This is a genomic window from Mesorhizobium sp. P160187 (assembly GCF_057766425.1).
Genome location: NZ_JBYMDX010000003.1, coordinates 500,234 through 513,168 on the forward strand (window position 1 = coordinate 500,234; position 12,935 = coordinate 513,168).

The 12,935-nt window shown below is 63.8% G+C and carries 13 protein-coding genes; all 13 read left to right on the top strand.

The genetic code is table 11. The annotated features are described in order from the left end of the window. The first annotated feature begins 1 nt into the window (after position 1). The 13 genes from AC3CCE_RS05715 to AC3CCE_RS05775 all read left to right on the top strand — a co-directional run bounded on the left by AC3CCE_RS05715 (position 2) and on the right by AC3CCE_RS05775 (position 12,848). A complete protein-coding gene (locus tag AC3CCE_RS05715) occupies positions 2-583 on the top strand; it encodes a MotE family protein (protein WP_488377112.1) in 582 nt (193 codons plus the stop codon). After that, positions 580-1,284 (top strand): flagellar basal body L-ring protein FlgH, encoded by a 705-nt coding sequence (gene flgH / locus AC3CCE_RS05720; RefSeq protein ID WP_023673654.1) that lies wholly within the window; start codon positions 580-582, stop codon positions 1,282-1,284. Before AC3CCE_RS05715 ends, flgH begins: the two co-directional genes overlap by 4 nt. A gap of 17 nt (positions 1,285-1,301) precedes the next feature. Then, entirely contained in the window at positions 1,302-1,802 is a 501-nt protein-coding gene (locus AC3CCE_RS05725) for a flagellar basal body-associated FliL family protein (RefSeq protein ID WP_023673655.1), read from the top strand. Next, positions 1,799-2,530, top strand: coding sequence for a flagellar type III secretion system pore protein FliP (fliP, locus tag AC3CCE_RS05730; RefSeq protein ID WP_023710973.1), 732 nt, complete (start codon positions 1,799-1,801; stop codon positions 2,528-2,530). Before AC3CCE_RS05725 ends, fliP begins: the two co-directional genes overlap by 4 nt. A 208-nt stretch (positions 2,531-2,738) precedes the next feature. Continuing rightward, positions 2,739-3,623 (top strand): flagellin N-terminal helical domain-containing protein, encoded by an 885-nt coding sequence (locus tag AC3CCE_RS05735; RefSeq protein ID WP_023683303.1) that lies wholly within the window; start codon positions 2,739-2,741, stop codon positions 3,621-3,623. Positions 3,624-3,904: 281 nt separating this feature from the next. Then, entirely contained in the window at positions 3,905-4,789 is an 885-nt protein-coding gene (locus tag AC3CCE_RS05740) for a flagellin N-terminal helical domain-containing protein (RefSeq protein ID WP_023683302.1), read from the top strand. 192 nt (positions 4,790-4,981) lie between these two features. Further along, on the top strand, positions 4,982-6,622 hold the full coding sequence (fliF, locus tag AC3CCE_RS05745) for a flagellar basal-body MS-ring/collar protein FliF (protein WP_023686350.1): 1,641 nt from the start codon (positions 4,982-4,984) through the stop codon (positions 6,620-6,622). A 3-nt stretch (positions 6,623-6,625) separates the two neighbouring features. Beyond that, positions 6,626-7,252: a hypothetical protein gene (locus tag AC3CCE_RS05750; RefSeq protein WP_023686351.1), complete on the top strand. Its 627-nt coding sequence runs from the start codon at positions 6,626-6,628 to the stop codon at positions 7,250-7,252. A gap of 31 nt (positions 7,253-7,283) precedes the next feature. Next, positions 7,284-8,630, top strand: coding sequence for a MotB family protein (locus AC3CCE_RS05755; RefSeq protein ID WP_023686352.1), 1,347 nt, complete (start codon positions 7,284-7,286; stop codon positions 8,628-8,630). Then, positions 8,627-10,057, top strand: coding sequence for a chemotaxis protein (locus tag AC3CCE_RS05760; RefSeq protein WP_023744229.1), 1,431 nt, complete (start codon positions 8,627-8,629; stop codon positions 10,055-10,057). Before AC3CCE_RS05755 ends, AC3CCE_RS05760 begins: the two co-directional genes overlap by 4 nt. Beyond that, positions 10,054-11,439, top strand: a complete 1,386-nt coding sequence (gene fliK, locus AC3CCE_RS05765; RefSeq protein WP_023686354.1) for a flagellar hook-length control protein FliK — start codon at positions 10,054-10,056, stop codon at positions 11,437-11,439. The genes AC3CCE_RS05760 and fliK overlap by 4 nt, the downstream gene beginning before the upstream one ends. Next, positions 11,372-11,959: a transglycosylase SLT domain-containing protein gene (locus AC3CCE_RS05770; protein WP_373432824.1), complete on the top strand. Its 588-nt coding sequence runs from the start codon at positions 11,372-11,374 to the stop codon at positions 11,957-11,959. Before fliK ends, AC3CCE_RS05770 begins: the two co-directional genes overlap by 68 nt. Positions 11,960-12,179: 220 nt before the next feature. After that, positions 12,180-12,848: a response regulator transcription factor gene (locus tag AC3CCE_RS05775; protein WP_023683295.1), complete on the top strand. Its 669-nt coding sequence runs from the start codon at positions 12,180-12,182 to the stop codon at positions 12,846-12,848. Positions 12,849-12,935: the final 87 nt, after the last annotated feature.

The window sequence follows — 12,935 nt, forward strand, 5'->3', positions numbered from 1 at the left end:
CATGCCGATGATCGATTTCTTTTCCCAAAAGCAGCACCGCCGCAGCGCAGCCTTGGCAGCTTGCGTCATCGCCGCCACCGTCCTTGCCGGCCGCACTGTCCGCGCGGAAGAAGCGGTGCGGCAGGTTCTGCCTGGCGGGCAACAGCCGGCGGCAGTGCAGCAGCTGGTCCGCGAGAAGGTGCCCGATGAAAGCGAGATCCAGCGCTTCTGCTCCAACATCGCCGACGCCGCCCGCGACCGCCGTTACGCGCTGCAGGCCGAAGAGCTGAAGCAGCTGCAGGCCGGCATCGACCTCCGCATGAAGGCGCTGGACGACAAGCGCGCCGAATACGAGCAATGGCTGAAGCGGCGTGAAGTTTTCCTGGCCCGCGCCGAGGATGGCGTCGTCAAGATCTATGCCGGCATGAAACCGGATGCCGCGGCCGAGCGCCTGGCCATGGTCAACACCGATCTCGCCGCCGCCATCCTGATGAAACTCGATTCGCGCAAGGCCGGCGTCATTCTCAACGAAATGGACCAGAAGGCGGCAGCCACGCTCACCGGCATTATGGCCAGCGCGGCGCGAAGGGTAGACCCGTCATGAAGTCGCATATACTCGCCCTGGTCGCCACCGCTTCACTTGCCGGCTGCGCCTCCGACCCCAGGGAGATCGGCAGGGAGCCGGCGCTGTCGCCGGTTGGCACCGGCATTACCGGCAGCGTCAATGCGCCCTACTCCTATCCCGAAACGCCACCCGCGCCAGTGAAGAAATTCTCGCTGTGGGATGATCGCCAGAGCCGGTTGTTCACCGACCCACGCGCGCTGCGCGACGGCGACATCCTCACCGTCAGGATCAAGCTCAACGACAAGGCCAACTTCAAGAACCAGAACGACCGCAGCCGCACCGCCGGGCGCAAGCTCGGCTATGACGTCAACCTCGGATGGGAAGGTGCCACCACCAGCGGCAAGGGCGACGCGGGGCTGAGCTCCACCACCGAAACCAATGCGGACGGCGAAATCAAGCGCTCGGAGAACCTCGAGCTCAACGTCGCCGCCGTCGTCACCGAAGTCCTGCCCAACGGCAATCTGATGATCCGGGGCTCACAGGAGGTGCGCGTCAATTACGAGCTCAGGGTGCTGACCATCGCCGGCATGGTGCGTCCATCCGATATCGGCGCTGAAAACACCATCTCTTATGAACGCATCGCCGAGGCGCGCATCTCCTATGGCGGCCGCGGCCGCGTCAGCGAAATCCAGCAGCCCGCTTACGGTCAGCAGATCCTCGACCAAGTCCTCCCCTTTTAGGACTGGAGAACGGCGCCGTGGCAAATGTCGAACAGGTTCAGCAAAAAAAGGGCCCGTCGCTTGTCATCCAGCTTGCGATGCTGCTGGCGGTGACGGGCGCCGCGATCGGCATGGGCTGGATGTCCGGCGGCTATCTGAAGGGCGTCGGGGGACCGGTGCCTGTGCCCGCCGCACCGGAGAACCAGTCCAATGCCGAGCAACCGAGCAAGGCGGCCGAACATGCTCCCGGCACCGGGCCGACGCTTGTCCAGCTGGCGCCGATCACCACCAATCTGGCTTCGCCTGCTGACACCTGGATAAGGCTGGAAGCGTCGGTGGTCTACGATGCGCCGCAGCCGCCGGAACTTACCGAAAGCATTCACCAGGACCTGCTTGCCATGGTCCGCACCCTGAAGATGCATCAGATCGAAGGCGCCAGCGGCTACCAGCATTTGAAAGCCGACCTCGAGGAGCGCGCCGCAATCCGCAGCGGTGGCCATGCCAAACAGGTTCTGATCAGGACATTGCTGCTCGAATGAGAAAACTCGTCCTCGCCGCCGCGATCGTCGTCGCCGCCACCTCTGTCGCCGCCGCCCAGCAGCTCGATCTCGGCGGCATCGGCAAGGCCGACGGCGCCACCGTCGGCTATATCATCCAGATGTTCGGTCTGCTCACCGTGCTGTCGGTGGCGCCGGGCCTGTTGATCATGGTGACGAGCTTCACCCGCTTCGTCATCGCCTTCTCGATCCTGCGCGCCGGCATCGGCCTGCAGTCGACGCCGGCCAATCTGATCCTGATCTCGCTGTCGCTGTTCATGACCTTCTACGTCATGGCGCCGACCTTCGACCAGGCCTGGAACACCGGCGTCAAGCCGCTGATGGACAACCAGATCAGCCAGACCGAGGCGTTCGAAAAGATTTCGGACCCGTTCCGCACCTTCATGCTGCACAATGTCCGCGACAAGGACTTCGACCTGTTCGCCGATCTCGCCCGCGAACGCGGCCAGGTCGTTGCCAGGGACACCGTCGACCTGCGCATCCTGGTGCCGGCCTTCATGATCTCCGAAATCCGCCGCGGCTTCGAGATCGGCTTCCTGATCGTGCTGCCGTTCCTCGTCATCGACCTGATCGTCGCCACCATCACCATGGCCATGGGCATGATGATGCTGCCGCCGACCGTCGTTTCGCTGCCCTTCAAGATCCTGTTCTTCGTCCTCATCGACGGCTGGAACCTGCTTGTCGGCAGCCTGGTGCGCTCCTTCACCTGACCGTCCGCGCCCTTGGCGCCTTGCTAAAATTTTATGCAATATATTTCCGGTTAACCGTCCCGTTTAGCCCTTTGGTAGGGACTTGCCCGCATATTGCTCGCAGATGGCGGGTGATCGGGTCTCACGATCATTGGCATGATGCCGCTCCGTCATACCGGAAAAGCCGGTATGTCAAAAACACCCTGTAAAAATCAAGGTACGAGTAGCCATGTCCAGTATCATGACGAACGCCTCGGCGCTGACCGCGCTGCAGAGCCTGAACAACACCAACAAATCCCTCGAGCAGACGCAGGCCCGCATCTCGACCGGCTACCGCGTTGCCACCGCTTCCGACAACGCCGCTTACTGGTCGATCGCGACCTCGATGAAGTCCGACAACAAGGCCAACTCGGCCGTGCAGGACGCCCTCGGCCTCGGCGCCGGCAAGGTTGACACCGCCTACACCGCCATCAACGACGTCAAGGACCAGGTCGACCTGATCAAGACCAAGCTGGTCACTGCCCGTAGCGCCTCGAAGGAAGACCAGCAGAAGATCGCGACCGAAATCAACGCCATCCAGGCGCAGATCAAGTCCTCGGTCGCTAACGCCAACTTCGCCGGCTCGAACCTGCTGCAGAACGACGCTGCCGCTGCGTCCGACCTGAAGATCGTTGCGGCTTACAACCGTACCGGCGCGACCGTCACCATCGACACCATCGACGTCAAGGCTGCCGATACGCAGGTTCTCGATGTCGCCGGCACGGGCGGCATCGTCGGCGGCCTGCTCGCCGCTGCCTTCTTCGACCCGAGCACCACGGCGGTTACCCCCGCCGCCATCGACACCGCGCTCGGCACTGTTGAAACCGCGCTTGCCAAGCTGTCCACCGGCGCTGCCTCGCTCGGCGCTGCCAAGTCGCGCATTGACACCCAGAAGAGCTTCCTGTCGAACCTGTCGGACTCGATCGACAAGGGCGTCGGCGCTCTGGTCGACGCCGACATGAACAAGGAATCGACCCGTCTGCAGGCCCTCCAGGTCCAGCAGCAGCTCGGCATCCAGGCGCTGTCGATCGCCAACGGCAACTCGCAGTCGATCCTGTCGCTCTTCCGCGGCTGATCTCTCGACATTACGACTGACACCATCCGTCGGGCCGCGCCAACAGCGCGGCCCGATTTCTTTTTGCGGCTGTTGATTTTCTTGCTAAATGGCTGCCGATTTTTGCTCTTGGCCAGCGCCCTGAATGGCTTGGTTTAACAGGCCGTTAACCATATCCCGGTAGTCATGGTTAACCATTCCATGGCGGGCAGACCATACGGTCGAGGGCTTATGCCTACCCCCTTGATGAAGTTGATCCGGCGTGTTCGGGACACGCCAGTGTTTGAAAAGGGGTAAATATCTTGGCTAGCATCATGACGAACGCTTCGGCTCTGACCGCGCTGCAGAGCCTGAACAACACCAACAAGCAGCTTGAAACCACCCAGTCACGCATTTCGACCGGCTACCGCGTCGCCACCGCCAGCGACAACGCCGCCTACTGGTCGATCGCCACCACGATGAAGTCCGACAACAAGGCGCTTTCGGCCGTTCAGGACGCGCTTGGCCTCGGCGCCGGCAAGGTCGACACCGCCTACACCGCCATCACCGACATCAAGGACCAGGTCGACCTGATCAAGGCCAAGCTGGTCACTGCGCGCAGCGCCAGCAAGGACGACCAGCAGAAGATCGCGACCGAAATTAAGGCCATCCAGGACCAGATCAAGTCGTCGGTCACCAACGCCTCCTATGCCGGCTCGAACCTGCTGCAGAACGACGCTGCCGCGACCTCCGACCTGAAGATCGTCGCGTCCTATAACCGCACCGGCACGACCGTCGCCATCGACACCATCGACGTCAAGGCGGCCGACACGCAGGTTCTCGATCTTCCTGGCACTGGCGGCATCGTCGGCGCTCTGCTGGCGACGACCTTCTTCGATCCCAGCACCACCCAGGTCCTCCCGGCGGCCATCGACACCGCACTCGGCGCCGTTGAAACGGCGCTTGCCAAGCTGTCCACGGGTGCCGCCTATCTCGGCGCCGCCAAGTCGCGCATCGACACCCAGAAGAGCTTCCTGTCGAACCTCTCGGACTCCATCGACAAGGGCGTCGGCGCGCTGGTCGACGCCGACATGAACAAGGAATCCACGCGGCTGCAGGCCCTACAGGTCCAGCAGCAGCTCGGCATCCAGTCGCTGTCGATCGCCAACGGCAACTCGCAGTCGATCCTGGCGCTGTTCAAGCAGTAAGCCTGACCCGGCTTTCTCCTTCTTGAATTGAAGGGCCGCGCCGACAGCGCGGCCCTTTCGCTTTGTGGCTGTGTTTTGACGCATGTCGTTGACCCGGAACCGCTGCACTTCCGGGCGACATGCTCTATCATCTTCGCACAAGCTTCGCGGTCTAGTGTTCCCACGGAATATCATGCTGGGAGCGCTTGAATCGTGCCGCAACAGATCCAGAGCATCATCTCGAATCTCAGGGCATTTGGCGTCAGGCGCCTTGCCATGCTGGCCGGCATTGCCGCATTGGTGATGGCCGTCATCGGCATCGGCTCGGTCTATCTCAACCGCCCGGCCTATGAGACGCTCTATGTCGGGCTTGATCGCTCCGACGTGAACCAGATCGGCCTGGTGCTCGGCGAAGCCGGCATCGGCTTCGACGTCGGCTCCGACGGCACCTCCGTGCTGGTGCCGGCCGGCACCACCGCGCAGGCGCGCATGCTGCTCGCCGAAAAGGGCCTGCCGACCAGCGCCAATGCCGGCTACGAACTGTTCGACAATGTCGGTTCTCTCGGGCTGACCTCCTTCATGCAGCAGATCACCCGCGTGCGCGCGCTGGAAGGCGAGATCGCCCGCACCATCCAGTCGATATCCGGCATCAAGGCCGCCCGCGTTCACATCGTCATGTCCGAGCGCGCCAATTTCCGCCGCGACGAACAGCAACCCTCCGCCTCGGTGGTCATCCGCTATTCCGGCATCGACGCCGAAAAGAGCGCCATGTCGATCCGCCATCTCGTCGCCGCCGCCGTGCCGGGCCTGTCGGCCGACAAGGTTACCGTGCTCGATTCCAACGGCAACCTTCTCGCCGCCGGCGACGATCCCTCCAACACAAGTGCTGCCCGCACGCTCGGCGTCGAGCAGACCGTCGAGGCGCAGATCGGCGACAACATCCGCCGCGCGCTGACGCCTTATCTCGGCCCCGACAATTTCCGCGCCAGCGTCAAGGCCGATGTCAACACCGACACCCGCCAGACCGAAGAGACGATCTTCGATCCGGAGTCACGCGTGGAGCGTTCCGTGCAGTCGGTGCGCGCCAACGAAAACAGCAATCAGAGGCAGGCCTCGACCCCGGCCACCGTCGAGCAGAACCTGCCCGAGACCCAGGCGACCAGCACCGATGGTCCGCAGACGTCATCGGAGAATGATCGCAAGGAGGAGATCACCAATTACGAGATCAACTCCAAGAAGATCGCCACAGTCTCGAACGGCTATTCCGTCACCAAGATGTCGATCGCCGTCGTCGTCAATCAGCAGCGGCTGATGACCATCCTCGGCAAGGACGCAACGCCCGAGCAGATCGCCAAGCGCGTTGCCGACATCCAGAAGATGGTGGCTTCGGCCACTGGCTTCGACGACAAGCGCGGCGACATCATCGATGTCTCGGCCGTCGAGTTCATCGACGGGCTCGACGGCGAGGCGGTCGAACAGCCGGGCATAATGGCGTCGATCGGAACCCATGCCGGTACGATGATCAACGCCGGCGCTTTCATCGTCGTGGTGTTCCTGGTCGCCTTCTTCGGCCTGAGGCCGATGGCCACCGCGCTGAGCGCGCGGCCGACGCCGGCACTTGCCGGTCCGAGCTTCGACGACGTCCAGCGTTCACTGCCGACACCCGAAGCCGCCAGCGCCGAACAGGCGCCGGCTGCCTTGCCCGGCAGCCGCCCAGGCCCGACTCCACTCGACGATCTTCGTCAGAAGATCAGGCCGGCGCCGCAGGAGCGGCTTGCCCGCATGGTCGACATCAATGAGGAGCGCACCGCGCAGATCCTGCGCAAATGGGCGGCCCAGGAAGCAGCGGTATAGACCATGGCCTCGGCAGCGCTTTTCGACCTTTTGCCGGATTTCGGCGCACGCAGCCAGCGTGCCGGCCAGCCCTCGCTCGCCGCCATGGCCGAGCCAAGGCCGGAGACGTCGGCGCCGCAGGCCGACATCGGCGCGCTGATCGCCGAAGCGGTCATCGATGCCGAAGCCGCCCTTGAAGCCCGCCTTGCCATCGCCCACCAGGCAGCGCTCGAGGCGCAGAGACAGGCCAACGCCGATGAAGCAAAGGCCTTTCTAGAAAGTTTCGGCGGCGATCTCGGCGCGGTCGTCACTGCCCGCATCGAGATCATGGAGGCCAAGGTCAGCGACCTCGTCGGCGCCACCATTGCGCGCATCATTGGCGGCCTTGTCAGCGACGATCTGCAGAAGCGTTCGCTGGAAACCCTTGCCGGCACGATCCGCGAAGCCGTCGGCGACAGCGAGGCGGTGCGCATCGCCGTGCGCGGACCGCTGTCATTGTTCGAGACGCTGAAGGCTTCGCTCGGCCCACGCGCGGCCAATCTCGATTTCGTCGAGGCGCCCGGCTTCGACCTTACCGTCGCCATTGACGAAGCGGTGTTCGAAACCCGCATTGCCGAATGGTCGGCCGCCTTGTCGGAGGCCCTGTCATGAGCGAGGGCCCTCTTACGAACGAGTGGACGTCATGAGCGTTGTCGAGGCCGCAGACGCCAGGCATGAGATCATCATCGTGCGGCGCAACCACGACGACCACGACGACGCCCACCATGGCGGCGTCTGGAAGATCGCCTTTGCCGATTTCATGACTGCCATGATGTGCTTCTTCCTCGTCATGTGGCTGATCAACGCCGCCAACGAGCAGACCAAGGCAGCCGTCGCCAGCTACTTCAATCCGGTCAAGCTGGTCGATCGCAACGCCAGCCGCAAGGGCCTCGAAGACCTCGGCGATGGCCCGAGCAAGGTCGGGCTGACGGCGGACGACCCGCGGGACAAGACCAGCAAGGCCGGACAGGACGGCGTCGGCGGCGCCGGTACTTCCGACAAGAAGCAATCGAAGGAATCGGCGCCAAAGACGGATCTTTCCGACGAGCATCTGTTTGCCGATCCCTATGCGGTGCTGTCGGAAATCGCCACCGACACCGGCGTCATGCAAAATGTCAGCGAGAAGGGCGATGGCGGCGCGCAGGCGTCCGGCCCGGCTACCGGCGCATCCGGCGGCCAATCCTACCGCGACCCGTTCGCGCCGGATTTCTGGTCGCAGCAGGTGGCTGCACCAGGCGCCGAAGCCACCGCCGAACGCACCAAGATCGAAGGCGATCCCCTGAAGCCGGGTGACAAGGCGGCACAGACGCAAGTGGCGGAGGTGAAGGCCGTGCCGGCCGCGCCGCCAGTGGCCGCGGCGCCGCTCGAGCCGCTGGCGAAATCCGTTTCCGATAAGCCGCTGACCAAGGCTGAAGCCAAAGCAGAGGCCAAGGCTGAAGCAGCGAAGGCCGAAATTGCAAAGGCCGAAGCCGCCGAAGCACAACCCGCACCCAAACCCGAAGCCGCGGAAAAAGCGCCGACGGCCGCCACTGTTAGAGCCGCGGCGCAGGTCAAGCAGGAACTGGCCGAGGCCTTCAAGCCAGGCGACAAATTGCATAATGGCGTCTCCGTCGAAGCCACCGACAAGGGTGTCGTCATTTCGATCACGGACCAGTTCGATTTCGGCATGTTCGAGATCGGATCGGCGGTGCCTAGGCGTGAACTGGTGCTGGCCATGGAAAAGATCGGCCGCATCGTCAACGAGCAGAAAGGCACGATCAGCATCAACGGCCACACCGACGCGCGGCCGTTCCGCAGCGACACTTACGACAATTGGCGGCTGTCCACGGCGCGCGCCCATTCCGCCTATTACATGCTGGTGCGCGGCGGCGTCGACGAGCGCCGCATCACCGAGGTCGCCGGCTTCGCCGATCGCGAGCCGAAAATTGCAGCCGACCCGATGGCGGCCGCGAACCGCCGCATCGAAATCCTGATGGCGACCGACGGATGAGGCGCGCCGCCATCATCGGCCGCGCCGTCGGGCTGCTGCTGCTGAGCGCTGTCCATCCGCCATCGGCCTTCGCCGAGGACGGCTTGCAGCCCTATCAGCTGGTGCGCTCGCTGCAGCTTGTGCAGGACCGCATCGCCGCCGGCGATCACGCCGCGCTGCCGATGCAGGCCAAGCTGCTCGAAATGGCCGACACAAGGCTGCGCGCGGCGGACGCAGATGATTTCAGCGACCCGAAGAATTTTCGCGCCTTGCTGGTCTATGGCATGAGTGGCGGCAACCCCGTCACCGTCGAGGCGGCGGTGTCGCGCGCCAAGACCGACCCGCAAAGCCTGACCATCGCCAAGGGCATTGTCGATTATCTGAACGGCCGGCAGGCGGCTGCGATCGAGGCGCTGAAGCCGATCGATCCGATGACCCTGCCCCCCGATGTCGGTGCCTTTCTGGCGCTGGTCAAGGGCTCGCTTCTCGCCACCGAGCAACCGGTCAGCGCGCTTGCGCTGCTCGACGATGCTCGCCTGCTCAGCCCCGGCACGCTGGTCGAGGAAGCAGCACTGCGCCGCTCGGTCGGCATCGCCGCCGCGCAAGGCGACGGTGCGCGTTTCGCGCTTGCCTCAACCCAATACGTCGAAGACTACCTCTATTCGCCCTATGCCAGCCAGTTCGCCGACGCCTTCGTCTCCGGCGTCATCACGCTGCACATGGCGATCAGCCAGGACAAGCTCGCCGACATCACCGCAATGATGGATCCAGAACGCGAGAAGGTGATCTATCTGCGCATCGCCCGCCGCGCCGCGATCGACGGCTTTGCCGATCTCTCCGCCTTTGCCTCGGCCAGGGCTGAACGGGGCCGCGACGGCATCCACAATCAGGACGATCCGCGCGCCCAGCTCTATTCCAGCCTGTCCACGGTAACGTCCGGCACCATCGGCGAGGTCCGCGCCAAGCTGGACAAGATCGATCGCAACCAGCTTTCGCAAAGCGACCGCGACCTGCTCGATGCCGCGCAGGCCGTGGCGGGTGAAGTCATCGCCCCGCCGGCGCCGCTGCCTGCCGAAAAGCCCGCACCTGCCGCGGCCAGGCAGGAGCCGGTCAAGACCGCGGCCGTGGAAAGACCCGACGAGCCAGAGCTGCCGCCGGTCGAAGGCGCGATGCCGGAACAGCCAGCCGCCACAACGTCGAGTGAACAGCCCGCAACCGACCAACCGAAGGCGGCAAGTGAGCCGGCCGCGCAGGCACCGAGCACGCCCGAGCCAAAGGCGGCGGAAACGCCTGCAGTCGCCTCGGCCAGCGATGCGGCTCCGGTCGTGCCGGCATCGGTGCCGGCCCCCGCCGCAGTAGAGCCTACCGATCCCACCGACGCCGCCATGGCGAGGACGCGTCACCAGCTCGATTTGATCGACCAGATGCTTGGAGCAGCCCCGAAATGACCACCAATGTTGGCCAGGCCCTGCCGGCTCCCGCGCACGCCGGATCGAAGCAGTCGGCCTCAAACGCCAAGGGCGGCGACAAAAGCTTCGGCGACATGGTGCGCGGCGACGACGATGCGCCGACACCGATAGGCCAGGGAGCAATTGAGGCCGCGTCGCACGAGCTGCATTGGGCCAAACGCAGCCCTGCCGGTCCCGGCAAAAGCGAAATCCCACACACCCAGTCTGGCAAAACGGGGACGAAATCCGCTGCCGGCAAGGCCGCAAAAGAACATGCCGATAGTGGCCCGGACAAACCATCCAAGGACGCTGAGGTGGCCGGACGAGACGCGGATGCAGGATCGCTGCAGGATCATTTGCCACTGGTGCTGGCGCTGCACGATATCAGGCATTTCTCAACGGTCCGGACAAGCGGGAACGGCATCGCGACGAATGGACAGACTGGGCAACCGGCGCCCGCTGGCGAGGCCACTTCTGCACAGACGTCGCCTCTGAAGAGACACCGCGCAGCGTCCGGCATTGACAACAGACTCGACACGACGACGCGATCGGAACGGGCCAAGCCCGGTACCAGCGTTTCCGCACAGGATCAGGGGCAAAAGCTGCCCGCGATCGGGCTCCAGTCCGGCAAACTGCCGCACCAGGATGGTCCGACGCCTCCTCTACCGGCGGGCCAGACGGCAAGCGACGTTTCGGCACCCGAGGCAAAACGGTCCGCGCCGTCGGCGAAGTCCGTCGATGGAGCCCATTCCGCGGCATCGTCCACACAGGGAAAACAGCCGCCATTCGCTGCGCGCGTCGACATTGTCGCCGAACAGAGCTTCCCCGCGCCGGCGCATAGTCCGATAAACCAAACGACTTCGGCGCTTATCGACGCGCTGGCTTCGGATAACGGCCTGCGGCAAGCGGTTTCGACGCCGTCGACGACCGCCCAGACGGCCGGTTCTGTTGCCGTTCCGACACATATATTGAAGATCGAGCTTCACCCGGCAGAGCTCGGCATGGTCACCGCCAGTCTCAGGCTTTCCGGAGAACAACTTTCGATAGAATTGAAGCCCGAAACCCATGAGGCTTACCGCCGTCTCGCCACCGACAGCGACGCCATCGTGAAGTCGTTGCGCGGGCTCGGCTTCGATGTCGACAAGGTGACCATCCTGCAACCCTCGATAGCGATCCACGCAGCGGCCCGCAGCGATGCAGCGAACTCGCATCCAATGCCGCAAGGCCGCGACCAGTCCGCTTTTCAGCCCGGAAACTCGAGCGGCAACAATACGGGTTCGGGCGGCCACCAGTCGGGAAGAAACCGCAATGACGATGCCCAGGAATTCGGCCGCGCTGGCGCGCCTGCTCGCGAGCGTGCTGGCGACGATATGTTTATCTAGCCTCGCCACCAAGCCGGCCACCGCCGCCACCAACCCTTGCGAGCCCGAGATTTTGCGTGCCGCCGATCGCTATGGCGTGCCGGCCGGCATCCTCTATGCGGTCGGACTGACCGAGACCGGCAAGAAGGGAAGCCTGCAGCCTAATGCGTTGAATATAGAGGGGAAAGCGGTATTTCCAAGGAACCGCACCGAGGCCCTGGCCGCCTTCGAAGCAGCCCGGCGCGAGGGCAAGACACTCATCGATCTCGGCTGCATGCAGATCAACCATCACTATCACGCCGCGCATTTCCGCAGCGTCGACGACATGCTGGACCCGCGCCAGAATGTCGACTATGCCGCGCGCTTCCTGGCCAGCCTGCATGCGCGTCATGTCAGCTGGTCGATGGCCGTCGCCCGCTACCACGCCGGCCCCGACAATGACCCCGCGCAGAAATTCTATGTCTGCCGCGTCATCGCCAATATGGTCGCCACCGGCTTCGGCAAATGGACCCCGAACGCCCGCAACTTCTGCAACCATTAGGTGAATCATCTCTTGCGAACGGCTGCAAATCCACGCCCGGCGGGTGACGTGCCACGTCACCCGTTCGGCAACCAACGATACAACCTCCTGATTGCGGTTATTTCGAAACTCGAAATAACTCCCAAGAAAATAGCTACAAGAAATGATGGTTGTTCAGGATTCCCGGCACCGGTTACGGCTCTTCCCACGGGGCAGATGATCTGATTCGGAGGCGGGGCCGATGATTGTAATCGTTGACGAGCGTGAGCTCGTAACTGAAGGCTATAATTCACTTTTCGATCGTGAGGGCGTCGCCTGTGCAGGCTTCGCGTCCGGTGAATTCGGCGAGTGGGTGACATCGGCCGCCGACACGGATTTGCGATCGGTCCGAGCCTTCCTCATCGGCGACTGCCGCGAAGGCGCCATCTCGCCACGCCAGATCCGCGACCGCACCGGCGCTCCGGTTATCGCGCTCAGCGAACAGCACTCGCTTGAAAATACGCTGCGGCTGTTCGAGAGCGGTGTCGACGACGTCATCCGCAAGCCGGTCCATATCCGGGAGATCCTGGCCCGCATCACCGCCATCCGCCGCCGCGCCCATGAGGACGTCAGCTATACCGAGATCGGCGCCATGCGCATCTTCATGGACGGCCGCGATCCCGAGATCGATGGCCAGCCGTTGCCTCTGCCGCGCCGCGAACGCCGCATCCTCGAATATCTGGCGAGCAACCGCGGACGCCGCGTCACCAAGACCCAGGTCTTCAACGCCATCTACGGCATCTTCGACGAAGAGGTCGAGGAGAACGTCGTCGAGAGCCACATCTCCAAATTGCGCAAGAAGCTGCGCGAAAAGCTCGGCCAGGACCCGATAGATTCCAAGCGCTTCCTTGGCTACCGGCTGGTGTTCTGATGGCGGTCTGCGCCAGCCTCGCGCAAGACAGAAATTATATCCTCGCGACCACAGATGGGCCCAACGATGTTGGGCATTGAGGAGACG